The sequence below is a fragment of the Parabacteroides sp. KHUB-03 genome (assembly GCF_056640975.1).
In genome coordinates this window covers 408,274-433,978 of the sequence record NZ_CM153257.1, presented here as the reverse complement: position 1 = coordinate 433,978, position 25,705 = coordinate 408,274, and the positions used below count along the sequence as shown (strand labels likewise).

The 25,705-nt window shown below is 40.3% G+C and carries 22 protein-coding genes; 6 read left to right on the top strand and 16 right to left on the bottom strand.

The window, feature by feature from the left end:
- Positions 1-68 precede the first annotated feature (68 nt).
- From ACYIB7_RS01675 to ACYIB7_RS01660, 4 genes are read left to right on the top strand one after another with little or no spacing between them, the layout of a single operon-like run.
- Entirely contained in the window at positions 69-1,052 is a 984-nt protein-coding gene (locus ACYIB7_RS01675; protein WP_480337925.1) for a peptidoglycan DD-metalloendopeptidase family protein, read from the top strand.
- Positions 1,053-1,066: 14 nt separating this feature from the next.
- Entirely contained in the window at positions 1,067-1,459 is a 393-nt protein-coding gene (locus tag ACYIB7_RS01670; protein ID WP_099463686.1) for a MerR family transcriptional regulator, read from the top strand.
- Between the two features lie 52 nt (positions 1,460-1,511).
- Complete coding sequence (locus tag ACYIB7_RS01665) at positions 1,512-1,907, top strand: DUF3127 domain-containing protein (RefSeq protein WP_480337924.1); 396 nt, start codon at positions 1,512-1,514, stop codon at positions 1,905-1,907.
- A gap of 9 nt (positions 1,908-1,916) precedes the next feature.
- Positions 1,917-2,864: a calcium/sodium antiporter gene (locus ACYIB7_RS01660; protein ID WP_480337922.1), complete on the top strand. Its 948-nt coding sequence runs from the start codon at positions 1,917-1,919 to the stop codon at positions 2,862-2,864.
- Positions 2,865-2,937: 73 nt separating this feature from the next.
- On the opposite strand, the gene ACYIB7_RS01655 is transcribed toward ACYIB7_RS01660, so the two are convergent.
- The 5 genes from ACYIB7_RS01655 to ACYIB7_RS01635 all read right to left on the bottom strand — a co-directional run bounded on the left by ACYIB7_RS01655 (position 2,938) and on the right by ACYIB7_RS01635 (position 9,241).
- Positions 2,938-5,223 (bottom strand): RelA/SpoT family protein, encoded by a 2,286-nt coding sequence (locus ACYIB7_RS01655; RefSeq protein WP_103983438.1) that lies wholly within the window; start codon positions 5,221-5,223, stop codon positions 2,938-2,940.
- Between the two features lie 92 nt (positions 5,224-5,315).
- Entirely contained in the window at positions 5,316-6,890 is a 1,575-nt protein-coding gene (locus ACYIB7_RS01650; protein WP_103983439.1) for a lytic transglycosylase domain-containing protein, read from the bottom strand.
- A 10-nt stretch (positions 6,891-6,900) separates the two neighbouring features.
- A complete protein-coding gene (locus ACYIB7_RS01645) occupies positions 6,901-7,584 on the bottom strand; it encodes a DUF5683 domain-containing protein (RefSeq protein WP_480337919.1) in 684 nt (227 codons plus the stop codon).
- The gene (locus ACYIB7_RS01640) at positions 7,581-8,465 is read right to left on the bottom strand and encodes a ParB/RepB/Spo0J family partition protein (RefSeq protein ID WP_099463692.1); all 885 of its coding nucleotides are present in this window, start codon (positions 8,463-8,465) and stop codon (positions 7,581-7,583) included. The genes ACYIB7_RS01645 and ACYIB7_RS01640 overlap by 4 nt, the downstream gene beginning before the upstream one ends.
- An 11-nt stretch (positions 8,466-8,476) precedes the next feature.
- Positions 8,477-9,241: a ParA family protein gene (locus ACYIB7_RS01635; RefSeq protein ID WP_480337917.1), complete on the bottom strand. Its 765-nt coding sequence runs from the start codon at positions 9,239-9,241 to the stop codon at positions 8,477-8,479.
- A gap of 451 nt (positions 9,242-9,692) precedes the next feature.
- On the opposite strand from ACYIB7_RS01635, the gene ACYIB7_RS01630 reads away from it, so the two are divergent.
- Together ACYIB7_RS01630 and rprY are read left to right on the top strand one after the other, a co-directional pair.
- Complete coding sequence (locus tag ACYIB7_RS01630; RefSeq protein ID WP_103983442.1) at positions 9,693-11,252, top strand: sensor histidine kinase; 1,560 nt, start codon at positions 9,693-9,695, stop codon at positions 11,250-11,252.
- Between the two features lie 2 nt (positions 11,253-11,254).
- The gene (gene rprY / locus ACYIB7_RS01625; RefSeq protein ID WP_102407161.1) at positions 11,255-11,986 is read left to right on the top strand and encodes a response regulator transcription factor RprY; all 732 of its coding nucleotides are present in this window, start codon (positions 11,255-11,257) and stop codon (positions 11,984-11,986) included.
- A 182-nt stretch (positions 11,987-12,168) separates the two neighbouring features.
- Here rprY and ACYIB7_RS01620 read toward each other — a convergent pair whose 3' ends face one another.
- The 11 genes from ACYIB7_RS01620 to ACYIB7_RS01570 all read right to left on the bottom strand — a co-directional run bounded on the left by ACYIB7_RS01620 (position 12,169) and on the right by ACYIB7_RS01570 (position 25,688).
- Positions 12,169-13,581 (bottom strand): carbon starvation CstA family protein, encoded by a 1,413-nt coding sequence (locus ACYIB7_RS01620; RefSeq protein ID WP_103983443.1) that lies wholly within the window; start codon positions 13,579-13,581, stop codon positions 12,169-12,171.
- Between the two features lie 228 nt (positions 13,582-13,809).
- Positions 13,810-14,259, bottom strand: a complete 450-nt coding sequence (locus tag ACYIB7_RS01615; RefSeq protein WP_099463697.1) for a GatB/YqeY domain-containing protein — start codon at positions 14,257-14,259, stop codon at positions 13,810-13,812.
- Between the two features lie 29 nt (positions 14,260-14,288).
- Positions 14,289-15,650 (bottom strand): cell division protein FtsZ, encoded by a 1,362-nt coding sequence (ftsZ, locus tag ACYIB7_RS01610; RefSeq protein ID WP_103983444.1) that lies wholly within the window; start codon positions 15,648-15,650, stop codon positions 14,289-14,291.
- Positions 15,651-15,676: 26 nt separating this feature from the next.
- Positions 15,677-17,014, bottom strand: coding sequence for a cell division protein FtsA (gene ftsA / locus ACYIB7_RS01605; RefSeq protein WP_103983445.1), 1,338 nt, complete (start codon positions 17,012-17,014; stop codon positions 15,677-15,679).
- 5 nt (positions 17,015-17,019) lie between these two features.
- Entirely contained in the window at positions 17,020-17,748 is a 729-nt protein-coding gene (locus tag ACYIB7_RS01600) for a cell division protein FtsQ/DivIB (protein WP_103983446.1), read from the bottom strand.
- Between the two features lie 3 nt (positions 17,749-17,751).
- Entirely contained in the window at positions 17,752-19,134 is a 1,383-nt protein-coding gene (gene murC, locus ACYIB7_RS01595; protein WP_480337912.1) for a UDP-N-acetylmuramate--L-alanine ligase, read from the bottom strand.
- A 16-nt stretch (positions 19,135-19,150) separates the two neighbouring features.
- A complete protein-coding gene (gene murG / locus ACYIB7_RS01590) occupies positions 19,151-20,263 on the bottom strand; it encodes an undecaprenyldiphospho-muramoylpentapeptide beta-N-acetylglucosaminyltransferase (protein WP_455629008.1) in 1,113 nt (370 codons plus the stop codon).
- Positions 20,260-21,543 carry an FtsW/RodA/SpoVE family cell cycle protein gene (locus tag ACYIB7_RS01585; RefSeq protein WP_480337910.1) on the bottom strand — a complete coding sequence of 428 codons (1,284 nt, stop codon included), beginning with the start codon at positions 21,541-21,543 and terminating at the stop codon, positions 20,260-20,262. Before ACYIB7_RS01585 ends, murG begins: the two co-directional genes overlap by 4 nt.
- 19 nt (positions 21,544-21,562) lie before the next feature.
- A complete protein-coding gene (murD, locus tag ACYIB7_RS01580; protein ID WP_103983450.1) occupies positions 21,563-22,906 on the bottom strand; it encodes a UDP-N-acetylmuramoyl-L-alanine--D-glutamate ligase in 1,344 nt (447 codons plus the stop codon).
- Positions 22,907-22,937: 31 nt separating this feature from the next.
- Positions 22,938-24,197: a phospho-N-acetylmuramoyl-pentapeptide-transferase gene (gene mraY / locus ACYIB7_RS01575; protein ID WP_099463705.1), complete on the bottom strand. Its 1,260-nt coding sequence runs from the start codon at positions 24,195-24,197 to the stop codon at positions 22,938-22,940.
- A 9-nt stretch (positions 24,198-24,206) separates the two neighbouring features.
- The gene (locus tag ACYIB7_RS01570) at positions 24,207-25,688 is read right to left on the bottom strand and encodes a UDP-N-acetylmuramoyl-L-alanyl-D-glutamate--2,6-diaminopimelate ligase (RefSeq protein WP_103983451.1); all 1,482 of its coding nucleotides are present in this window, start codon (positions 25,686-25,688) and stop codon (positions 24,207-24,209) included.
- Between the last annotated feature and the right edge of the window lie 17 nt (positions 25,689-25,705).

The following is a 25,705-nucleotide window of genomic DNA, read 5'->3' as shown; positions in this document are numbered from 1 at the left end:
CTGAAAAACAATTTGCAAAAGTACTGCAAATTATTATTTTTGCACACATCCAAGTAATAAAAAAATCAATGGGACTATTTAAATCTCGTAAAACATACTATTTTTATAACCCAAACACCCTCAATTATGAGCGCGTTTATCCCTCTGGCAGAGACCGCTTTTTTACAGTAATCCGGCATTTAAGCACCGGCATTGTTTTTGGTGTGGCAACATTCTTTGCCATGATGTACTTAGTAGATTCACCCATGGAATCGCAACTAAGGAAAGAAAACAAGTTGATGCAAACGCAATATGAAGTACTTTCATTACGGCTAAACAATGCATTGGAAACACTTGATGACATACAACAACGAGATGAAAATTTATACCGTGCTATCTTCCAGGCAGAATCAATTCCGGAATCGGTACGTAAATCCGGTTTTGGCGGCAGTAATCGATACGAGCATTTAATGAATTTATCCAATCCGGAGCTTATTGTTTCAACCACTCAAAAGATGGATATGTTGCGAAAACAACTATATATTGAATCCAACTCTTTGGAAGAACTCATCTCTATGGGCAAGAATCTGGAAGAACGGAGCAAATGCATCCCCGCTATCCAGCCTATATCAAACAAAGACCTTAGGCGTACAGCTTCGGGTTATGGCGTACGAATCGATCCGATTTATCGTACTCCGCGTTTCCATGCAGGTATGGACTTTTCCGCTAAAATCGGGACAGAAATTTATGCTACCGGCAATGGAGTTGTGACTTCTGCAGGATGGAAGCAAGGTTATGGTAACTGTTTGACTATAGATCATGGTTATGGATTTGAAACATTATATGGCCACATGAGCAAATTCAAAGCCCGTGTAGGACAAAAGGTTACTCGTGGAGAAGTTATAGGGGAAGTAGGCAATACAGGGAAATCCACCGGGCCTCACCTGCATTATGAGGTAATTGTACACGGTAAACACGACAATCCTTCCAAATATTACTATATGGATCTTACACCTGAAGAGTATGACCGTATGATTCAGATTGCAGAAAACCATGGTCAGGTTATGGATTAATTACTTGAAAGGCTATGGGACTAAAAAAAAATAAAAACCAAAAGCTATACTTTTCCATAAGCGAAGTGGCACAGATATTCGACGTCAATGAGTCTACGCTACGCTTCTGGGAAAAAGAGTTTGATATCATACGTCCGAGGAAAACCAGTAAAGGAACCCGTTTCTATAAGCAGGAAGATATCGATGCAATACGCCTTATTTATCACTTGGTAAAAGAACGGGGCATGACGCTTGCTGGTGCACGGCAGAAACTTAAAGATAACAAAGAAACAACCATAAACCAAGAAGAGATCGTAAACCGGCTCAAGCAAATAAAAGAAGAACTACTTACCCTAAAAGCCGCTTTTGATCTCCTTGACCCTATAGATATAGACCAGGTTGTTGATAAAAACGAACCAAACATCTAGCATGTTACAGGTAAAAAGGGTAACTTCGCAGTCAATTAATAAAACGATAAACATGGAAATTACTGGAAAGATTATTGCCGTACTGCCAGAGCAAGGCGGTATAAGCAAAACTGGAAACGAATGGAAAAAACAAGAGTATGTACTAGAGACACACGACCAATACCCTAAAAAGGTATGCTTCCAACTTTTTGGGGCCGACCGGATTGCACAGGCAGCCATACAGCCAGGAGAAGAACTGACTGTTTCTTTCGACATCGACAGCCGTGAGTACCAGGGACGTTGGTTCACCAACATCAGTGCATGGAAAATCGAACGTGCAGGAGCAGCTGTAACCCAAAACCCGGCGGAGACTATCACTCCGAATAATTTCGCTCCGGCAGCAGCACCGATCGCATCACCTGAACCTGATTTCGGACCAGCCAACCCGATAGACGATTTACCATTTTAAACTAATTGTATGAATATCGTCCTGCTTCTTGGCGGCTTAGTACTTATTCTCGTAGGAGCAAATGCTCTTACGGATGGTTCGGCTTCAATTGCTAAACGCTTCCGCATATCCAATTTGTTTATCGGGCTTACGATCGTTGCTTTCGGAACATCAGCGCCTGAGTTAACCGTAAGTGTCGTATCGTCTTTGAAGGGAAGCGCTGATATAGCAATAGGTAACGTAATAGGCAGTAACATTTTTAATACTTTAATGATCGTTGGCAGCACGGCAGCCATCGTCCCGATCAATATAACAAAAGGGACATTAAGCAAAGAAATCCCGTTGTGCATCCTTGCCTCCATAATTTTATTTATTTGCTCAAACGACATGCTCATAAATAAAGCCCCGGCAAATATCATAAGCAGTAGTGACGGGTTAATTTTACTTTGCTTCTTCCTTATTTTCTTAAGTTATACATTTGCCATTGCACATAATAGAAATGCAGAGACCGAGACATCTATTAAAGAATTGCCCGTCTGGAAATCTTCTTTATTCATTCTGGGAGGATTAGTCGGGCTTATCTATGGAGGACAATTTTTCGTAAACGGAGCGTCAGGCATTGCGCGCAGTTTGGGGGTAAGCGAATCTGTTATCGGACTTACATTAGTAGCCGGCGGAACTTCTCTGCCCGAACTGGCAACATCTATAGTAGCTGCCCTGAAAAAGAATCCGGAAATGGCGATTGGAAACGTTATTGGTTCCAACTTATTCAACATATTCTTTGTACTGGGATGCAGTGCAGCTATCAGCCCGATGAGCATACAAGGTATTACCAATATGGATTTAGGAATCTTGATTGGCTCCTGCATTTTACTTTACATCTTTGGGCTACTTTTCAAAAAACGGACAATAACACGGTGGGAAGGTATCTTCATGGCTATATGTTATGTGGCCTACACTGTCTACCTGATATACTAAATAAAAAAAGTAAGCATCCAGACCGATCCGAATGCTTACCTTTTTTTATTTGAATGCCTACCCTTTCTCATGTTCAATCGGCCACGCGTCCTACCGACTTGACATTATTGATTTTAGAAAGCGTAACACACATTTTCTGTATATCTTCCACATCGTGTACTTTCATTTTGATCTTACCTTCAAACACTCCGTCTTTTGCCTCTATCAGCAAACGCTGGATATTAACATTAAAATCATCGGAAATTATTTTAGTTATCGTATTAAGCACTCCCATCGAATCGATACCTTTTATTTCTAATGTGGCCTCAAAAGAAGCATTCTTATGACTACTCCACTCTGTATTCAGAATACGTTCACCAAAACTGCTCTTCAAACGCATTGCTATCGGACACGAACGCTTGTGTACAACAACGTTTCCGTCATCATTAATAAAACCCAGTGCTTCGTCACCCGGAATAGGTTTGCAACATTCTGCTATAACATAGTTACGTTCAAAAGCTTCTTCCCGAAGAATGTATGGCTTCGATTTATCAAATCGAGGTTTTTCTTTCGGTGTTTGTTCTATCTCGGCCTCTTTAGGTTTAGTGCCTACCCGCAAAGCCTGCTTTACATATTTAAACAGAACATTATCAGTCTTCTCCTTCAATAACTTCTTTATATTTTCAGGAAGAACCACATCACCTTTTTCCACAGCACAGAAAAATTCTTCACGCTTGGAAAAACCAAAATACATACAAAGTTTGTCCAGATTAGAAGTGTTCGGCTCCATATCTGCACGCTTAAATGCTGCAATAACCTTTATTTCTCCAGCCTTTGCTGCTTCTTTACGTACACGTTTCAGTACAGCGTCAATCTTAGCTCTTGCCTTCGCTGTTGTAACAAAATTCAACCATTCTGCCTGCGGTTCCTGAGATCGAGAAGTAAGTATTTCCACCTGATCTCCACTAGCCAATGGATGACTTAAAGGAACCAAACGATGGTTTACCTTTGCCCCTATACAATGATTGCCAACATCAGTATGAAGAGCATAAGCAAAATCCAAAGATGTAGCGCCTTGCGGCAAAGTTTTTATGTCGCCTTTCGGAGTAAATACAAATATTTCGGAAGTAAACAAGTTCAGCTTAATCGTATCAAGAAAATCCAAAGCATTCGGATCCGGACTTTCCAGTATTTCCGTAATTGTTTGAAGCCATTTATCCAATTCGGTATCTTCTTCAACATGATGCTCTTTATACTTCCAATGAGCAGCAAAACCTTTCTCTGCTATTTCATCCATACGACGGCTTCGTATCTGGATTTCCACCCATTCTCCATCCGGCCCCATCACTGTAAGATGCAGAGCCTGATATCCATTTGCTTTCGGACGGCTCACCCAATCACGGATACGATCCGGACGAATACGGTATATATCCGTAATAGCCGAATAAATATCCCAACACTGATTCTTTTCATCTACGCCGGGAAGCGGATCAAAAATGATACGAACAGCATAGATATCATAGATATCTTCAAAAGTCACCCCTTTACTTTCCATCTTATTCCATATAGAATAGATAGATTTAACCCGGGCACGCATCTCATAGCTAAGCCCCATAGCTTTTAGTTTCTTATCTACAGGCTCTGCAAAATGTTGAAACAAAGCATTACGGGCTGCTTCGGTAGATTTCAGCTTCTCTTTGATGAATTCGTACTCTTGGGGATGTTCATATTTAAAGCTCAGGTCTTCAAGTTCGGTCTTAATAGAAAAAAGTCCTAAACGATGAGCCATAGGTGCATAAAGGTAAAGTGTTTCGCCGGCAATCTTGAATTGCTTTGCCGGTAGCATGGAACCCAGTGTACGCATATTATGCAAACGGTCTGCTATTTTAATCAGAATCACCCTGATATCATCACTCATGGTAAGAAGCAACTTTCGGAAATTTTCGGCCTGCGCAGAAGCCTGTTCCCCAAATATACCGCCCGATATCTTTGTCAGGCCGTCTACAATCTGGGCGATTTTATCGCCAAACATATCGCGAATGTCATCTACAGTATATTCCGTATCTTCTACAACATCATGCAAGAGGGCGGAGCAAATAGAAGTAGATCCCAGCCCCATTTCCTTACATACAATATGGGCTACAGCTATCGGATGCATTATATAAGGTTCACCCGAACGACGTTTTACACCGGCATGTGCTTGATTAGCAAAATTGAATGCTTTTGTGATACGTTCCACCTTACGGCGGTGATTAGAAGCCAGATAATCTTTCAGAAGAGCATCGAATCCTTCTTGAATCATTTGCTCATCAGCCGATAAAGCAGGTTTCGCCTCGCCTGCACTCTGTATATCTTTTGTGTCCTTTGTATTATCCTCCATGATCACCTTTCCTCCTGTTTATAAAAACATCTCTAGCCACAAATATACAAATATTCAGAAGAAGGGCATCACAAAGCAAGGAAAATAGCAGGTCAGCCCACAGGAATTTTCAACACTTGTCCGGGGCGAATATCAGAACCAGACAACCCGTTAACCTTTTGCAACGATGATGCTGTAACACCTGGATACTTCTGTGAAATTGAATAAAGCGAATCTCCGGACTTCACCTTATAGGAAACGAAGTTTTTCCCCACAAGCGGCAAACTTGCCTGCTTTGAGTTAGAAGCATCTTTATCAACCATGGTCTTCCGTGCAGCAGTTGTTGCTGTATTTTTATTGTCTCTCTTTGAATTTTGGCTGGAAGCAATTGCTACGCCGCCATTATCTACAAACAATTTCAAACGCCTTCCTTTTGCAACTCTATTCGATTTCAGACCGTTCCATTTACGAATATCCCGAGCGGTCACTCCATAACGATTAGCAATCGTATACAAATTTTCTCCTGCACCTACAATATGAGTAATCTTTTCCTGAGTTACCGAACGTGATAAATTCTTGCTTGCACCGGTTACAGGAATACAATTTGCCAGTAAATCTTCTGCACGATGAGTATATACAGTGTCCTCTTTGTCTACAAAAGCATACGTTTCAGCAGCAGGAAGCTTCAATACTGAAGCTTTTGCATTCCCTGGAATAATATCTCTTTTATATTGCGGATTCAAGGCACGCAGTTCTTCTATACTCAGATGAAGCAAATCTGCAACCTGCTGTAAATGCAACATTTTATTAACCATTATCGTATCGGTAGCCAAAGGAAGACTTGTCTGCATCGGGCAGATATTATGATCACAATAATAATTCATTATATAGTTGGCTGCAATAAATAACGGCACATACGAACGGGTTTCTTTTGGCAAATATGGAAAAATATCCCAGAAATCCGTTTTTCCACCCGAACGTCGAATTGCTTTGTTCACATTACCCGGACCGCAATTGTAGGAAGCAAGCACCAGATTCCAGTCTCCGTAAATTGCGTACATATCCTTAAAGTATTGACAGGCTGCTTCGGTTGCTTTTAAAGGATCACGTCTTTCATCAACCAAACTATTAATCTCCAAGCCATAACTTTTGCCGGTTGGCAACATAAACTGCCATAGTCCGCAAGCTCCAACTCTCGACAAAGCCACCGGATTCAAGGCACTTTCTACAACAGCAAGATATTTTAATTCGATAGGCAAGCCATGTTTATCTAGCACTTGTTCTATAATAGGGAAATAAAAATCGGCCATACCCAACATATAGCGTACCAAATCTCGTTTACGATCTGCATATAAATCAATACAATCGCGCACGATCTTATTATATGGTAAAGAAATCACGCGGGGTAATCTATCCAAACGCTGAATATAGATAGAGTCTGGGAAATAAACATTTTCAACATCATCATGGCAATATTCATCTACCTTAGAAAAATATTGCACATGCCAGGTACGGAACAGACTGTCTACATTTGCATCCAGACTCTCCGGTATCAAGCCCACCTCCTCAGCAATAGAATCTGCTGACAAGGCCGAATATTTTTGTTCGCCGTCTGTCTGTGTTTGAGCATTCACAGGTCCAAAAGCACAAACTAAACATAACAGGGCAGTAAGCAGGTACGTTTTCATTTATAATTAATCAGAATGTTAAACTGCAATTCAAGCCATACGTCCGGGGACTATAATGTGTCTTCGGAGTAACAGTAGGTTCAAGATGCATTGACAAATCCGGGGATATGTCAAAATCAAACAATTGGGCATCAATATAAGCATCTATAATACTCAGGAAATAAATACCGGCCGTAATAATAATGCTCAAATCACGATAACGCCGGTAAAAGTCCTTCCTGCTCTTCAACTGACTATGAAACTGTGTATTTTTCACATATTCAGCCGCATCACGCCCGTTAGGTAAAAGCAAAGTCCAACTATCATGCCAATCTTTCTCCGGCAACGGATTCCCATTATTATAGTCAATCAAAATATCTTTATAAGCCGCAGAATAATCCTGATAGTTCTTATTATTCCATGTTATAGCATAAAGACATCCCATGAAACCTCCATATACGATAGGCAGTTTCCAGTATTTACGATTATATATCTGTCCCAATCCGGGAACTAATGCTAAAAGTGTTGCTTTGGTAGGGCTCGGTTTAAATTCCATCTTCATTTTCGTAGCAGCCGGAACAACAATCGAGTCGGCACTTTTTAATACAGCCATGACAGACGAATCGGGAGCAGCTTCAGGCAGATTTTCCTGCGCACGCATCACACACGGGCAGCCTAACATGAATATTAAAAAGTATATGATTATATCTTTCATTTTAACTTATCCAATAAGCTTATCAACTTTTCCAGTTCTTCCTCCGAAGCAAAAGGAATAGTAATGCGCCCTTTACCTTTTTCATTACATGCTAACTGTACTTTTGTATTAAAGAAACGGGAAAGATGATCTTTCAGCAGATTAAATTCTTCCGGCAACATAGATTTCCGGGAGGGAGCAATCTCATTCTTCTCCCGTTTACCTCCTTCTGTTGCGTTACGAACCAAATCTTCTACATTACGAACAGAAAGCCCTTCGGCCAATATTTGTTCATATAACGCCAACTGAATCTCCGGATCTTCTACCGAAATCAGAGCCCGTGCATGTCCCATATCAATCTTTTTATCCTTCAGTCCCATTTGTATTTCTGCAGGAAGTTTCAAAAGACGCAGATAGTTAGCAATCGTTGCACGCTTCTTACCTACCCGTTCACTTAATTTTTCCTGAGTAAGCCCGTAATTATCTATCAATTTCTGATAAGCCAAAGCAATTTCAATGGAGTTCAGGTCTTCGCGTTGTATATTTTCTATCAACGCCATCTCGACAACATTCTCGTCGGCCGCCGTTTTAATATAAGCTGGTATTCTATCCAAACCAGCCTTCAAAGAAGCACGGTAACGACGTTCTCCGGAGATAATCATATACTTATCTGTCCCGGTTTCTTTTAAAGTAATCGGTTGAATAACGCCAAGGGCACGGATAGAAGTTGCTAATTCTTCTAAAGCTTCTTCTTCAAAAACAGAGCGAGGCTGGTTTGGATTAGGCTGTATTTTACTTAATTCTATTTCACTAATAGAAGAAGAACCACCTGTTTTCAGATCGTCCATCGTAATCAAAGCATCCAATCCGCGGCCTAAAGCCGATCGTTTCATTACTGCCATAAATCAAAATACTATTTGTTCTTATCTATCAATTCCTGGGCTAATTGCATATGGTTAACCGCTCCTTTGGATTCGGCATCATACAACAAAACGGGTTTACCATAACTAGACGCTTCGCTCAACTTTACATTCCTTTGTATTACCGTAGTAAACACCAAATCGCGGAACGGACGCTTTACCTCTTCATATATCTGGTTTGCCAGACGAAGGCGGGCATCATACATTGTAAGTAAGAAGCCTTCTATTTCCAACGCAGGATTCAGTTTAGATTTAATAATTTTAATCGTATTCAACAGTTTGCTGATTCCTTCCAGGGCAAAATACTCACATTGTACAGGAATCATTACGGAATCGGCAGCTGTAAGCGCATTCACTGTAATTAGTCCCAATGACGGCGAACAATCTATCAGAATAAAATCATACGAATCTTTCAGCGGAACTAATATCTGTTTCAATATCTGTTCCCTGTTTTCCATATTCAACATTTCAATCTCCGCACCTACCAGGTCTATATGAGAAGGAATAATATCCAGTCCTTCTACTTCCGTAGAAATTATTGCTCTTTTTGAATCCTCTCCATTCACCAAGCATTCATAGATAGAAAGTTGCACATTGCGTATATCCACGCCCAGTCCGGACGAAGCATTCGCCTGCGGATCGGCATCTACAACCAGCACTTTTTTCTCAAGAGCAGCCAGAGATGCAGCCAGATTAATCGTAGTAGTAGTCTTTCCAACACCACCTTTCTGATTTGCCAAAGCGATAATCTTTCCCATATTATATACAATTAATTCGGGGCAAAACTAAACATTAAAAACCGAACCAAATCATGTTCAATCAAAACAATGCCTGTTTTGTTGATAAGTCACCCTAACTGTTGATAACTTACAAAGATAACCAGAATTATTTGAATAAACAGTTACAAATTAAGCAACTGGGCGTTTTTTTGGAAATGATAACGAAGTTTTAGGAATAAGAAACGGGCAATAATGCGGATATTAAACTGAAATAATGAATATTGTTTATAATACAATCCAAAAAACAAACGATAAAAGAACGACTCTTACACACGATTTAAACCATTCATTATTAGCAATATTAACACACAAAACGCACTTAGCCACCAACCATTATTAACATATCAAGACCTCTATTTTTACCTTTTTTGTGTAAATATTAAACTAAAACACGCGTTATTTGTTACATTATTAAGAGATATGATTTGATATGAGGAAGTCGACAATTTGGTTGCTTGCATTAGTAATGGCATTCGCCTTCACCGGCTTGCTTTATTTACAAATAAACTATGTAAGCATACTATTAAAGGCGCGTAGCGAGCAATTTAATGAAACTGTAAAAAGAAGCTTGCACCAAGTATCTAAAAATCTGGAATTGGATGAAACAAGAAAATATCTGGAAGAAGACGTAAGTAGGGACCAAAGCAGTTTTATGTATCAGAACGCACCCGATGTACAAAGTCTCGGACAGGTTATTAATCAGGAAAAATATCAATTACAGATTACGGAGTCCAACGGTGCAGTGCAACATATAGAATTACACAGCTTCAGTAGTCAGAAAATAAAACCGTTATCATCTTTATCCGGAAGGGAATCATCCAACAGTATTGTAAACACTTCGAAAGACTTACAACGGACACTAAAAAGACGTTATCAATACCAAGGTGGATTGATTGAAGAGGTGATTCTGAATATCTTATCTACTGCCAGTCTGAAACCAATAGAGGAACGTATAGATTTTAAAAAGCTGAATAATTACTTAAAAACAGAATTTATTAACAACGGATTGAACCTGCCGTTCGTTTTTTCTGTTATTAACAAAGACGGAAATACAGTATACCAAAGTGGTGAGATTCCGAAGGATCCAATTGCATCCGACATTTTTACAAGAGCTTTGTTTCCTAACGACCCACCATCCAAGCTAAATTATTTGAAAGTGTATTTCCCGACAAAGGGAGACTATATATCCAGTTCGGTCACATTCATTGTGCCATCGGTTATCTTCTCGCTGCTATTGCTGGTAACATTTATCTTTACCATATATATAGTATTCCGTCAGAAGAAACTATCGGAAATGAAAAACGACTTTATCAACAATATGACGCACGAACTGAAAACACCTGTTTCTACTATTTCACTCGCCGCTCAGATGTTGAAAGACACGGATATAACGAAAAGTCCGGATGTATTTAAACATATTTCCGGTGTCATTAACGACGAGACGAAACGATTAGGCTTCCTGGTTGAAAAGGTTCTGCAAATGTCATTGTTCGAAAGACAAAAAGCAGCCTTGAAACTAAAAGAAATAGATGCTAACGATCTGGTAGCAAACATAGCAAACACGTTTATTCTGAAAGTCGAAAAGTATGGTGGTACAATGGATATAGACTTGCAAGCTACCGAATCGGACATTTATGTGGATGAAATGCACATCACCAATGTACTGTTTAACCTAATGGACAACGCCGTTAAATACCGTCGTCCGGAAGTACCGCTTACATTGATGGCGCGCACATGGAACGAAGGCGGGAAACTGCTCATTTCCGTGGAAGACAATGGTATCGGAATAAAGAAAGAATACCTCAAAAAAGTATTCGACCGTTTCTTCCGTGTACCGACAGGAAACGTACACGACGTAAAAGGTTTCGGCCTGGGGCTCGCTTACGTACGTAAAATTATAGAGGACCATAAAGGCACGATACGCGCCGAAAGTGGACCCGGGAATATTGGTACAAAATTTATTATTACTTTACCTCTTATAAAAAGTTAGTTATGGAAGAAAAACTGAAGATCTTCTTTTGCGAAGACGACGAAAATTTAGGAATGCTGTTAAGAGAGTACTTACAAGCTAAAGGTTATGTTACGGATCTTTTCTCTGATGGAGAGGCCGGTTACAAAGGTTTCACAAAAGGCAAATACGACTTATGTGTACTGGATGTGATGATGCCTAAGAAAGACGGTTTTACGTTAGCTCAGGAAATTCGTTCCATTAATCCGGATATTCCTGTTATCTTCCTTACTGCCAAAACAATGAAGGAAGATATTCTGGAAGGATTTAAGATTGGTGCAGACGATTATCTGACAAAACCATTCAGTATGGAAGAGTTATTACTTCGTATTGAAGCAATCCTTCGCCGTGTGAAAGGCAAAAAAATGAAAGATATTCCTTTCTACAAGTTAGGAAACTTCTTATTCGATACTCAAAAACAAACATTGTCTATCGGAGATAAAGTGACCAAACTAACAACCAAGGAATGCGAATTGCTGAGCCTTCTTTGTGCCCATGCAAATGAAATACTGGAACGTAATTATGCACTGAAAACAATCTGGGTAGACGATAACTACTTCAACGCCCGTAGTATGGATGTGTACATCACTAAACTTCGTAAATTGCTGAAAGATGATCCGGGTATCGAAATCATCAACATCCACGGTAAAGGCTATAAGCTGATTACCCCTTCAGGAGAAGAACAAGCGCGCGAAGAAGGCATACAAGTATTGTAAGAACGTTTTCTACGCAATAGTATTACCTAACGCAGGTGCAACGGTTGATTTCTTTGCACCTGCGTTTTTTTAGTTGCCTACCCAAATACAGCCAATATCAGAATTTTACAATTGAGGGACAGCCCTCTGGTGACAAAGTGGAAAACATACCCCATCCGTATTTACGGAACATGGACGTCTCTTTATCTGGATACCCTGCGTTTCCAGACAAAGAACACAACAGTTACTATCAATGTAATACATATACCTATCAATTGAGATATATGAGGGGACATTCCCAATCCTTCCGGGGCTACGAAAATATATGTGGAACATACGGCCGTCATAAACAGGGCAGGAATAAGAGTAACCCAATATATTTTCTTGGCATTAACCAAGTAGACTGTCAGTGCCCAAAGCGTAAATACGGCCAATGTCTGGTTGCTCCATGCAAAATAACGCCATATCATATCAAACCCGTCTTTATCTTTCAGGCTATACAAAAGCAGACCGATGGCGATTAAGAACAATGGCAAGCAAATCAGCAAACGCTTTACCACAGTTTTCTGCTCCATATGTAAAAAATCAGCAACAATCAGGCGAGCAGAACGAAAAGCAGTATCGCCGGATGTTATTGGAGCCGCAATTACTCCTAATATAGCCAGAATTCCTCCAACCGTACCAAGCCATTCCTTTGTGATACTATCAACTATAACAGCCGCATTATTTTCAGACATACCGTTATTCTGATAAAAATAAGTGGCAGCAGCAGCCCAGATAAGAGCAACTATACCTTCTGTAATCATAGCTCCGTAAAAGACCGGTTTAGCATGCTTCTCATTCGTCAGGCAACGTGCCATCAGCGGGCTTTGTGTAGCATGAAAACCAGAAATAGCACCACAAGCAATACTCACAAACATGATCGGGAAGATAGGCAAACCCTGAGGATCCGTGTTATGCATTCCATCCGTTATTTCCGGCAGTGGAGGATAATGAACAAACAGCATTAACAGGATTCCCACGGCCATGAATAAAAGAGCAATGGCAAAAAGAGGATATATCTTACCTATAATCTTATCAATTGGCAATAAAGTAGCCAATACGTAATAAATAAAAACAACAATAATCCAGAAAGTAGTATCCAGGTGTTCCGGAGTAAGTTTTGCCAACAAGCCTGCGGGACCTGCAACAAACACGGATCCCACAAGTATCATCAATATTACCGTAAAAGCGCGCATAAACTGACCGAAATTATTTCCCAGATACCGGCCGATCATTTCAGGAAGGCTTTCTCCTTTATTCCGCAAAGACAACATACCTGCCATAAAATCGTGCGTTGCACCTGCGAAGATACTACCAAAAACGATCCATAGGAATGAGGCTGTACCGAACTTTGCCCCCATAATAGCTCCGAAAATCGGACCTAAACCGGCAATGTTCAAAAACTGAATCATAAAAACTTTCCACGTTGGCAACGGGATATAGTCTACTCCATCCTGTTGTGTGTAAGCGGGTGTTTTACGAGACGGATCAATTCCGATAATACGCTCAATGAAAGAGCCATAAACAAAATAGCCAACGATTAGGGCTACAAGGCAACAAATAAATGTAATCATGGTTTTTTTAATTGAAGATTGAGAAACAATAAAGCCAGATCAGATAAAGCTGGGTAAAAAAGAAAAAAGAAATATACCAAAAGCTATTACCGAACGCAAATGACACAAACAAAGCAAAGATAAACGCAGGCCTTATTGATTATTAATAGAAAAGTCTACGATACTCTACATATTCTGCGTCATTTGCGCCCCTTAATCCTGACTTTTGACACACCGGCTTTTATAATACTAATTTAATAAACGTTTTACTATATCGGAAATTAAGCGTCCTTCTGCTTTTCCTGCAAGAGCTTTTGAAGCAGTGCCCATAACTTTACCCATATCCTTTGCACTGGTAGCGCCAACCTGGGCAATTATAGTTTTAAGCTCAACCTCTAATTCTTCGGCAGACATTTGCTTAGGCAAATAAGCCTCGATCACATTTACCTGAGCTAATTCAGCATCAGCCAAATCCTGACGTCCCTGTTGTACATAAATAGTAGCAGAATCCTTGCCTTGTTTAACCAATTTCTGCATAATCTTTAATGCATCAGCATCTGTCAATGTATCATTGGCACCCGGAGCAGTTTTTGCTTCCAGAAAAAATTTCTTTACGTTCCGAAGCGTATCTAAAGCTACTTTGTCTTTCGCTTTCATTGCGTTTTTAATGTCTTCGCTGACTCTTTCAAACAAATCCATAATGACGATGTAAATATCTTATTAATTAATTATCTGAAACTAATTTTCGGCTTCCCGTTAGCAGATGTATTAGGACGTGCCGAAGAAGATGCCGGTTTTGAAGATGCACCGGATACCGTAATATCTTCTCCCGAAACTTTTGCCCGTACGCGGGCAACCACCTTCGGATCGCGATTATATGTCGGATTCTCCTCCATAAAGGCAATCAGCACATCATCATCCAATTCTTCCTGAGTAAGGACAATTGCAGACGCTCTGGAAATAAAACGCCCTACTTGTTTAGCCGAACTGCCATAATACTTACCGATAAGCTCCTGCTCTTTCTGCTCTTTCTGGATTCGTTCCTCTTCCTGACGAATCTGTTCTTCCGTCATCTGCTGATCTTCAAGACGACGTTTTTCAGCAATCTGAGGGATATCATCCATTGCAAATCCTGTAGCCAGAATTGTTATCTTGACTTTATCGCCTAGTGTATCATCAATTGCCGTACCCCAAATAACTTCTATATCCCGGTTAAATTCGGCCATAAAGTTATTTACGTAATTCATTTCCTCCATGCGAAGTTCACATTCTTTGCTGAAATAAACATTGAATAATATCTTCTTCGCATTCTTTACGTTATTATTGCTCAACAACGGAGAGTTTAATGCATCTTCGACCGCCTGATGAACACGATCTTCGCCTTCACCATAACCATTACTCATCAAAGCAACTCCACCATCTTTCATTGTTGTATTAACATCTGCAAAGTCCAGGTTTATTATACCAGGCAGAGTGATAATTTCGGCAATACTTTTCGCTGCAACCGTTAATGTGTCATCGGCTTTCCCGAACGCATTCATAACAGTAAGATCGGCATATATTTCACGCAAACGCTCATTGTTAATAACCAATAGAGCATCTACATTCTTAGCAATTTCTTCTACGCCATTCAGAGCCTGGATAATCTTACGTTCACCTTCAAACAAGAATGGAATAGTAACAATACCCACCGTAAGTATTCCCATATCTTTGGCAATACGCGCAAGAACCGGAGCAGCACCAGTTCCTGTACCTCCACCCATTCCAGCCGTGATGAAGACCATTTTCGTTCCATCACTTAACATCTTACGGATATCTTCCATACTTTCTTCGGCAGCCATCATGGCACGCTCAGGCTTGTTGCCCGCACCCAACCCTTGTGTGATTTCGCGCCCCAGCAATAATTTATCAGGCACATCCAAACGATTTAAAGCCTGCATATCCGTGTTACATAATACAAAGGCTACATCATGTATACCCTCTTTATACATATGATCAACGGCATTTCCACCACCACCGCCTACACCTATTACTTTAATGATTTTCGGTGTATTCGTAGGATAACCGAAGTTTAATATTTTATCGTCCATATCGTCCGGTTTTATTACGTTGCTGATTATCTTTCTTCATCGTCAAACAAATCACCCGTCATATTATCTATGTTCTTCTTCAAACGGTCGAAGATTGAGGGCTTCTTTATCTTTTTCACTTTTTTCTCTTCCGGTTTGACTTTAACCTCTTCTACAAAAGATTCCGGTTCAGGTTTAACTTCCGGTACAGGTTCCGGTTTCGGAGGAATATATGCAGCACAATTCTTGGTACCCTGCATCAGTAATCCTACAGCTGTAGCATACCCTGGATTGGAAGCTATCATTCCGCCACCTTCAACCAAGCCTTTCCTAACAGAAGTATATCTGACATCCATTTGTAACCGGCTACTTATCACTTCCTGCAAATTCTTTAAAGCTGCCGCTCCGCCTGTAACGATAACACCTGCTGCTAAAGATCCCAATAAACCGGTATCTTCAATACGTGCATAAATATTTTCCAATATTTCTTTTATACGGGCTTCAACTACATTATTCAGTTCGGACAACTTAATCTCACGAAGTCCCATACCATCAGCAGAGTTAATACTGATCATTTGGTCATTATCTTTATCCGTCATGGCACTACCATAGGTTAGTTTCACCCTCTCAGCCTCAGCTTCTACCAAATGTAGGCTCATTATATCTTTTGTAATCAGATTGCCCCCGAAAGGTACTACCGAAAGATTCACCAAGTTACCATTTTTATATACAGAGAGAGATGTCACACCTGCTCCAAAGTTAATCAAAGCGCAACCCAACATCTTCTCGTCTTCCGTCAAGATAACATCAGCAAGAGCTAACGGAGATACAACTATATCAGCAATCTCTACTTTAGCCCGTTCGGAAATACTGTTCATGATATGGCGCTTTAACGAAGGACGTCCCACTATCAATTGGTAATGGGCATCAATACGTTTGCAGGGTATGCCTTTCGGATTCGCTTCCGGTTTATCATCTAAAAAATAGGTAGGCGAAGTAATTGCCAGTACATCCAACATCTCCGGGTGATAGTTCTTACACTCTTGATAAAGAGCGTCCAGCATTTCCTCCGTAACTTCTCCATCCTCTGGTAGTACCTTCGGAACAGTATGTTCCAATGAACGAATAGATTGTCCTCCTATGCCAACATACACCTTCCCGATCTTAGCATCTCCCAATTTATTTTCTAACTTAAGAATGAGACGTTTTATCTTGTTAGCTGTTTCTTCCACATTATATACGCATCCTCTCCGTATACAATTAGCGGAATTTTCAACTTCGTAGGCAATGATCGAAAGAGTGCCGGCAGCATTCTTGGTCCCCACCATACCAACCATTTGGGAAGTCCCCAGGTCGATGGTTGCTATAAAGTCAGTGTACGCCATATTATCTATTTTTTAGTACAAACTATCTGGTTGTTATATTTTAAATTTATCACATTATACTTCTTCCAACCTACTTTAGGAATGGCTTGTTCATAGAAAAGTTGCAAATTATTAAGCTTCTCTTCAAAATTATCGAACGTACCCAGTATAATACGATGGTCTCCCACCCTCGGAATAAGCTCTATTTCATTATCCGGTTCCACATAGATTTGTTCTATCTGGTTATTCCAGAACTCATTCTTCTGCAAAAATAGTGCAAATTTATATAAGTCGGTTACCGCCAACTCTTTTTCCACATATCCACTTACAATTGGTACATGAGCTACATAACGGGAACTGACAGGCATAACGCTTCCCAAATTATCCACATAGTAATTCCCGGAAGTACCGATAATGCGCAAGATAGGAACTTTCTGCTTTACTTCCAACTTTATAATACCCGAAGGTGTTTTATAAGCCTCTACGGAAGCGATCATCTGATTTTTCAGCAATTCATTTTCTATCTGGTCGGTATTTACCGTGTTCATCTGCTTATCTATAGGGTTAAGATGGGCTTTTTTTAATAAGCCAATCAAATCACCTTCGCTCACGAAATGCTTATCCAGACTATCTTTTACTACAACCTGAAGATCATGGCAAACATAATCCCGTCTCATTTCCCGAAAGAAAAAAGTGATAAACACGATGTAACAAAACAACAGCGTAGCTACTACTATGGAGATAATCCGTATCACAATCTATTTCTTATCTAATATTTCTTTTACCGGTTCCACCAAACGATCAATATTGCCTGCACCAACCATTAACACAACCTCCAAAGATTCCTTTTCCGATTTTATCAAATTCAGTAATTCATCCTTGCAGATCAGCCTTTTTGCAGAAATAGTTACCTTATCTAAAATCACTTGAGAAGTAATACCAGAAATCGGTTTTTCGCGTGCCGGATATATATCCAGCAAAATCAATTCATCCAACAATGACAGGCTTGCCGCAAAATCAGCTGCAAAATCTCTTGTACGCGTATAAAGATGGGGTTGAAATATCCCGGTTACCTTTTTATCCGCATACAATTCCTTTACAGATAATATACTTGCTTTCAGCTCTTCAGGATGATGAGCATAATCATCTATTAATACAATATTATCTTTCTTCAAATGGTAATCAAAACGACGGACAGGGCCGGCAAAAGAGGCCATCCCTTTTTTTATTTCGTCTGCAGTAACTCCATTCAACCATGCAAGAGCAATAGCTGCTATACCATTTTCAATATTAACTTTAACAGGAACACCTAATTGGATATCGGCTATACGAACATCCGGTGCCACAAAATCAAAAAAGATTTCGCCATTTCCTATACGTATATTTTCCGCATGAAAATCTCCTCCGTCCGTAGCAGAATAAGTATACAGACGTACACCTTTTTGTAATCGGGGCGTTATACTTATTCCTTTTTTCATTATCAAAATACCATCCGGGCGGATCAGTGACGTGAATTTTTCAAAACTTTCACGATAAGCTTCCGGTGTTCCGTAAATATCCAAATGATCAGGATCGGCAGCCGTAATAACAGCCATATAAGGAGTAAGCCAATGAAACGAACGGTCAAATTCGTCAGCCTCAATTACAGTCAAATCACTTTTGTCCGACAACATCAGGTTGCTATTATAATTTTTCAGGATTCCTCCTAAAAAAGCATTACAATCCACTTGGGATTGTTTCAGCAAATGAGCCGTCATAGATGAGGTAGTCGTTTTACCATGTGTTCCGGCTACACAAAGTCCACGGGAACAATTCGTAACCTCTCCCAACACACGGGCTCGTTTCACCACTTCAAATCCATTTGTATGGAAGTAAACAAGCTCTGTATGCGACTCAGGCACAGCTGGTGTATATACAACCAATGTATCGGATAACGATTTACATACCTCCGGAATCAAATCAACATTATCTTCATAATGAATAGCAGCACCTTCTTTATTTAACTGTTCCGTTAAAGCAGAAGGAGTTTTGTCATAACCGGCTACAAACTTCCCCTTAGAAAGAAAATACCTGATCAGGGCGCTCATTCCTATACCGCCGGCACCCACAAAATAAACTGCTTTTACAGTGTTTATATTCATATTAAATCGTCTTCTGTTACGCTTTTTCTTTCTCTATAATCTTTACAATTTCATCTACAATCAACTCCGCACTTTGATGATGAGCCATACAAGTGATATTAGAACTTAACGCATGAAGTAAATCATCATTATGTATAGTTGCCAGTGCCGTCGTTACCAATGAATTTTCGGCCTCTTTATCTGTCACCATAATTGCAGCATTTTGATTTACCAGAGCTTGAGCATTTTTAGTCTGATGATCTTCCGCCACATTAGGAGAAGGCACCAGAATCACCGGTTTCTGCAACAAGCAGAGCTCCGATATGGAACTGGCTCCTGCACGGGAAATCACCAAATCTGCTGCCGCATAGGCATAATCCATACGGGTAATAAAATCAGAACACCATACCGGCATACCGCGATACGCCTTCAAATGTTTTAAAGCTTCATCCTGATAATAACGTCCCGTCTGCCAGATCACCTGCACATCCGATGCAAATAATTTATCAAGATCACCCATGATACTACGATTTATAGTTCGCGCACCAAGGCTTCCGCCCACAACCAATATTGTTTTTTTATCAGAAGAAAGACCGAAAAAATCCAACGCTTCTTTCTTCTTGTCCAAAGCCTCTTCCAAATCCTGACGCACCGGATTACCGGTTATAACAATCTTTTCTGCAGGGAAAAACTTATCCATACTTTGGTATGCTACACAGATACGGTCTGCACGCTTTGCCAGTAATTTATTTGTCACTCCCGCATACGAATTTTGCTCCTGAATCAATGTAGGTACACCCAAAGAAGAAGCCATCCATAGTGTCGGACCACTAGCATAACCGCCTACACCAACAGCAATATCCGGTTTGAATTCGCGGATAGTCCGTTTTGCCAGGCGAAGACTTCTAATCAGCCGTCCCATCACTTTTATATTATTTGCCAAATGAGCACGATCGAAACCACTCACCGGCAAACCTATAATATTATACCCCGCAGACGGAACCTTCTCCATCTCCATACGGTCTTCAGCTCCAACAAACAATATCTCCGCCTCAGGGAAACGTTTCTTGAAAGTATTGGCTATAGAAATAGCCGGAAAGATATGCCCCCCCGTACCTCCGCCACTTATAATTATCCGATATTGTTTCATACTTTCGTTTCTGTTATAATTTCTACATTTTCTTGCACGGTAGCCATTGGAGACTCTTGTATTGCAATTTCCCCTTCTGGAAGTTCGGAAGAATTATTGTTTTCTTCATTTTCCAAAACTTCATCGTCTTCTTCCTCGCCCATATGTGCACCAAACCTGCTTACACTCAGGATTATTCCGAAATAGATGCAAGATATCACCGTAGAAGTACCACCACGGCTAACCAATGGCAAAGGCTGACCGGTAACAGGTATTAAATTAACAGCCACCGCCATATTGGCAAGAGCCTGAATACCAACCAGAAGCCCACACCCTATCACCAGGTATTTAGCATATACTTTATCACACTTCCGGGCTATAATACCAACCCGAACCAGCAACATTATATACAACATCAACACAAATACACCTCCGGCATATCCCATCTCCTCTATAATAATAGCATAAATAAAGTCGGAATATGCTTGCGGAAGAAAATCTCTTTGCTGCCCATGTCCCGGCATATTGCCTATAACGCCACCACGTGCTATAGCTATTTTCGCATGCGAAACCTGATAGTTTTTATCATTAATTTCATACGTTTCCGGATCTATTTTATCTTCTCCGTGCAAATGCTCCTGAATACGGTACTTCCATGTCAAACCGCGATCCAGATATTTATGCATCGTATCTTCAGGAGTAATAAATAATACAGCAAAAATAGTAGCACCGAACAGAACAACAATCCCCGTCAGTATCAATAACTTCTTTATTGCAACTTGCCCGATAAACATCATCAGGTAACAGAATCCAAAAAGCATTGCAGCAGTAGAAAAGTTTTCCGGAAAAATCAACACACAAGCCAACCCCACGCCACCTAATATCCACCAGAATATCTTATCAGGAGGAACCGTATCTTTCTTGCTCAACCAATAAGCCATATAGCCGATAGAGGCAAGCTTAGCAAGCTCCGAGGGTTGTATACCCCATAGCCATCGTCCGGCTCCGTTAATTTCTTGTCCCAGAATAGGAGTCAATATCAACAGGATAATAGAGATGGGAAAAAGCAACACTAAGAAACCGGCAATCTTCTTATACGGTACATGGTGCAGAAAGACAATCAAACAAACACCAAAAGCCAAAATCATAGCATGCCTGCGGATAGGTACCCACGGACTTGCCTGTTTATAGGCTAAAGTGCTGGTTGCACTAAACACCTCCACCAACGATATAACACAAAGGAACATAAAGATGATCCATATCACCATATCTCCTTTTAATAATTTATTTACCAGTTTCATCCTCTAGCAGACCTCGTTATTAAAGGTTACGTACACAAGCTTTAAACTGGTCGCCACGATCTTCATAACTTTTAAACAGATCGAAGCTGGCACAACAAGGGGATAATAATACAGTATCTCCTTTTTCCGCCAATTTATAGGCTTTTGTTACTGCTTCTTCCATAGAGCGGGCATCCTCGATCTTCTCTACTTTGCCATCAAAAAAAGCATGCAGTTTATTATTATCAACTCCCAAAAACAATAAAGCACGGGCTTTTTGTTTTACCAACTCTTCTATTTCCGAATAATCATTGCCCTTGTCCGTACCACCTAATATGAGTACAACTTTAGTTGTCATACTCTGTAAAGCATACCAGCACGAGTTTACATTCGTAGCTTTAGAATCATTAATATAATCCACGCCTCGTATACGGGCAACTTTTTCCAGACGATGTTCAACTCCGGCAAAATCACTCAACGAAGCACGAATCTTCTCATCATGAATATCTACGACTTTAGCCGCAATACCCGATGCCAATGAATTGTACAAATTATGTGTACCTGTTAATGCCAATAAGTCTTGTTCCATTGTAAATGTTCCATTTGACGTTTCAATTTTCACTTGCTTATTATCAGTATATCCCTTCACACCTTTTTCATTTGTTTCGGCGAACGGGTAAAGAGTAGCTTTCGGATTACGCTTGGCAATCTCACGAGCTATGATAGGATCATCATTCCAGAAAATAAAGACATCTTCTTCGGTCTGATTCTGCAAAATACGTAATTTTGCATCCACGTAATTCTGCATTTCATAATTATAGCGGTCCAAGTGATCCGGTGTTATATTCAAAAGAATCGCAATATCCGCCTTAAAATCATACATATTATCCAATTGAAAACTGCTCAGCTCTATAACATATACTGCATGTGGACTTTCTGCCACCTGCAAAGCCAGGCTATTTCCTACATTTCCGGCTAATCCTACGTCTATACCTGCCTGTTTTAATATATGATAGGTAAGCATCGTTGTCGTAGTTTTGCCATTACTACCAGTAATACAAATCATTTTAGACTCGGTATATCTCCCCGCAAACTCTATTTCGGAGATGATATGCGTCCCCTGTTCTTTCAATTTCCTAATGACAGGAGCCTTATCAGGAATACCCGGGCTCTTTATCACTTCGTCGGCATTCAGAATGTCGGCTTCGGTATGCTGTCCTTCTTCCCAACGAATACTATGGGCATCCAGCATCTCCTTATACTTAGGTTTGATAGACGAAAGATCGGAAACAAACACATCAAATCCTTTCGCCTTGGCTAGTACGGCAGCACCTGCTCCACTCTCACCAGCCCCTAATATAACCATTCTTTTCTTTTTATCCATTTTTATCTTTTAAATGTCAATTGTCCGTCATTTACCTCATCTTTAACGTTACAATTGTAATAACAGCCAGAATAATACCAATTAACCAGAAACGAACTACAATCTTTGATTCGGGAACCACATTATAAGGCTTCTGTATCAAAGCCTCGATTCCGGCATTACCCTGTTTCTGGAAATGATGATGAAGAGGTGCCATCTTGAAGACACGGCGTCCTTCGCCATATTTCTTTTTCGTATATTTAAAATAAAAACGCTGTATAAGTACAGATAAATTTTCCACCAGAAAGATACCGCAAAGGATCGGGATAAGCAATTCTTTTCTTATGATAATGGCAAAAACGGCTATCACACCACCTAACATAAGGCTTCCGGTATCCCCCATAAACACTTGCGCCGGATATGAATTATACCATAGAAAACCAACTGTCGCTCCAATAAAAGCCGCCGCAAATACGACTAGTTCTTCCGCTCCCGGAATGAACATAATATTAAGGAAAGACGCAAATTCAAAATGCGCCGACATATAAGCCAAGATACCTAACGCCACTCCTATTATTGCCGAGCTGCCTGCTGCCAATCCATCCAGCCCATCCGTCAGGTTAGCACCATTAGAAACGGCCGTTACCACAAAAATCACCATAATTACAAATATAAGCCAGGCCGCTTCTTCTTTATAATCGCCTGCCCAACTAACCAACTGTGCATAATCAAAATTATTATTCTTCACAAATGGAATTGTAGTTTTGGTTGACTTTTTCTCCACCGTATGATAACGCACTTCTTCAATCACATTATCATGCCGTACTTCCATATTTTCTTTAATCACCACATCCGGGCTTATAAAAAGAACCAAGCCTACAATCAGGCCAAGACCAACCTGTCCGATAATCTTGAATTTACCATGCATACCTTCTTTGTTCTTTTTGAACACCTTAATATAGTCGTCTGCAAAACCAAGGGCTCCCAGCCACAGAGTCGTAACCAGCATCAAAATTACATATATATTATTAAGGCGGGCAAATAGCAAAGTTGGTACCACTATTGCAATAATAATAATCAGTCCTCCCATTGTAGGCGTACCTTTCTTACTCATTTGTCCTTCCAGACCGAGATTACGTACAGTTTCCCCTATCTGAAGCAATTGCAGTTTGTCAATAATACGCCTGCCAATAGCGGTCGAAATAAACAATGATAAGATCAATGCCAGTGCCGAACGGAATGATACATATTTAAACATTCCCGCCCCCGGAAAGTCAAACTGATCCAAATAATTAAACAAATAATACAGCATGTCGTTTTCCTATGATTGTTGTGTTGCAAATATATCCTTTAATTTCTCGCGGTCATCAAAATGATGCTTTACACCTTGTACATCTTGATAATCTTCATGTCCTTTGCCTGCTACCAATATTACATCGCCTTTCTTAGCCAGCATAGTCGCCGTTTTAATTGCCTGGGCACGATCGGTAATACAAAGCGTATCATGCATGTCATCCTTGGATAGTCCGGCTACCATATCCTTAATAATTTCGTCAGGATCTTCCAGCCGGGGATTATCCGAAGTAAGTATAAGCTGGTCGCTCAGCCTGGCAGCTTCTTTAGCCATAATAGGGCGTTTACCTTTATCACGGTTTCCTCCACAGCCAACAACGGTAATGACGCGTCCTTTTCCTTCCAATACTTCATGGATTGTATTTAATACATTCACTAAAGCATCCGGTGTATGCGCATAATCAACAATCGCAGTATAACCTAATGGAGACTGTATGGTCTGAAAACGTCCGGACACCGAATGTAACGTACTTAACACCACTAAAACCTCTTCCGGATTTTTACCCAACGAAACTGCAGCCCCGTAAACAGCCAACAAGTTATATGCATTGAAACGTCCGACAAAATGAACAAACACTTCTTTGTTATTTATCAGCATATCTGTCCCGTCAAAAAAGGACTCCAGTATTTTTCCCTTAAAATCGGCTAATGTACGTAACGAATAAGTCAATTTCTTCGCAGCCGTATTTTGCAACATAACTAAACCTGATTTGTCATCAACATTCGTAATCGCAAATGTGCCGGCAGGCAGATCATCAAAAAACTTTTTCTTAGCTTTCAGATAATTTTCTACCGTTTTATGATAATCCAGATGATCACGCGTCAAATTGGTAAAAATACCACCATTAAATGACAGGCCGCTAATGCGTCGCTGATCTATTGAATGTGAACTCACTTCCATAAATGCATATTCGCAACCAGCTTCCACCATGCGTGCCATCAAAGCATGGAGCGTAATCGGATCAGGAGTTGTATGCTCTGTGGGTATCGGTTCACCGTCTATATAATTACATACAGTAGAGAGCAAACCAACCTTATGTCCCATTTTACGGAACATTTCATATAATAAAGTTGCTATAGTAGTCTTACCATTTGTACCGGTAACACCCACTAACACCAATTTATCCGAAGGATTATCATACCATTGGGAAACCAGTTTGCCTAAAGCTTCGGCAGAATCTTTCACCCGGATGAAAATAGGATTCCTTCCGAGAGAAATTATAAATTCTTCCGGAAGAAAAGGAATTTCTTCACAAACTACGGCTACCGCACCTTTTTTCAAAGCGCCTTCAATATACGCATGGCCGTCTACTGCCGTACCCCGGACAGCAACAAACAAAAAGCCTGGTTCCACTTTACGTGAATCAGACTGGACACCTGCTATGTTTACAGCCACATCACCCATCACTTCCGGCGAATCCAACGAATAAAGCAGTTTCTTTAATTCCATATTCAATCGTACAATTT

Coding starts and splice junctions, on each gene's coding strand:
- ACYIB7_RS01675 (WP_480337925.1), top strand. CDS start 69: ATGGGACTATTTAAATCTCGTAAAACATACTATTTTTATAACCCAAAC.
- ACYIB7_RS01670 (WP_099463686.1), top strand. CDS start 1,067: ATGGGACTAAAAAAAAATAAAAACCAAAAGCTATACTTTTCCATAAGC.
- ACYIB7_RS01665 (WP_480337924.1), top strand. CDS start 1,512: ATGGAAATTACTGGAAAGATTATTGCCGTACTGCCAGAGCAAGGCGGT.
- ACYIB7_RS01660 (WP_480337922.1), top strand. CDS start 1,917: ATGAATATCGTCCTGCTTCTTGGCGGCTTAGTACTTATTCTCGTAGGA.
- ACYIB7_RS01655 (WP_103983438.1), bottom strand. CDS start 5,223: ATGGAGGATAATACAAAGGACACAAAAGATATACAGAGTGCAGGCGAG.
- ACYIB7_RS01650 (WP_103983439.1), bottom strand. CDS start 6,890: ATGAAAACGTACCTGCTTACTGCCCTGTTATGTTTAGTTTGTGCTTTT.
- ACYIB7_RS01645 (WP_480337919.1), bottom strand. CDS start 7,584: ATGAAAGATATAATCATATACTTTTTAATATTCATGTTAGGCTGCCCG.
- ACYIB7_RS01640 (WP_099463692.1), bottom strand. CDS start 8,465: ATGGCAGTAATGAAACGATCGGCTTTAGGCCGCGGATTGGATGCTTTG.
- ACYIB7_RS01635 (WP_480337917.1), bottom strand. CDS start 9,241: ATGGGAAAGATTATCGCTTTGGCAAATCAGAAAGGTGGTGTTGGAAAG.
- ACYIB7_RS01630 (WP_103983442.1), top strand. CDS start 9,693: ATGAGGAAGTCGACAATTTGGTTGCTTGCATTAGTAATGGCATTCGCC.
- rprY (WP_102407161.1), top strand. CDS start 11,255: ATGGAAGAAAAACTGAAGATCTTCTTTTGCGAAGACGACGAAAATTTA.
- ACYIB7_RS01620 (WP_103983443.1), bottom strand. CDS start 13,581: ATGATTACATTTATTTGTTGCCTTGTAGCCCTAATCGTTGGCTATTTT.
- ACYIB7_RS01615 (WP_099463697.1), bottom strand. CDS start 14,259: ATGGATTTGTTTGAAAGAGTCAGCGAAGACATTAAAAACGCAATGAAA.
- ftsZ (WP_103983444.1), bottom strand. CDS start 15,650: ATGGACGATAAAATATTAAACTTCGGTTATCCTACGAATACACCGAAA.
- ftsA (WP_103983445.1), bottom strand. CDS start 17,014: ATGGCGTACACTGACTTTATAGCAACCATCGACCTGGGGACTTCCCAA.
- murC (WP_480337912.1), bottom strand. CDS start 19,134: ATGAATATAAACACTGTAAAAGCAGTTTATTTTGTGGGTGCCGGCGGT.
- murG (WP_455629008.1), bottom strand. CDS start 20,263: ATGAAACAATATCGGATAATTATAAGTGGCGGAGGTACGGGGGGGCAT.
- ACYIB7_RS01585 (WP_480337910.1), bottom strand. CDS start 21,543: ATGAAACTGGTAAATAAATTATTAAAAGGAGATATGGTGATATGGATC.
- murD (WP_103983450.1), bottom strand. CDS start 22,906: ATGGATAAAAAGAAAAGAATGGTTATATTAGGGGCTGGTGAGAGTGGA.
- mraY (WP_099463705.1), bottom strand. CDS start 24,197: ATGCTGTATTATTTGTTTAATTATTTGGATCAGTTTGACTTTCCGGGG.
- ACYIB7_RS01570 (WP_103983451.1), bottom strand. CDS start 25,688: ATGGAATTAAAGAAACTGCTTTATTCGTTGGATTCGCCGGAAGTGATG.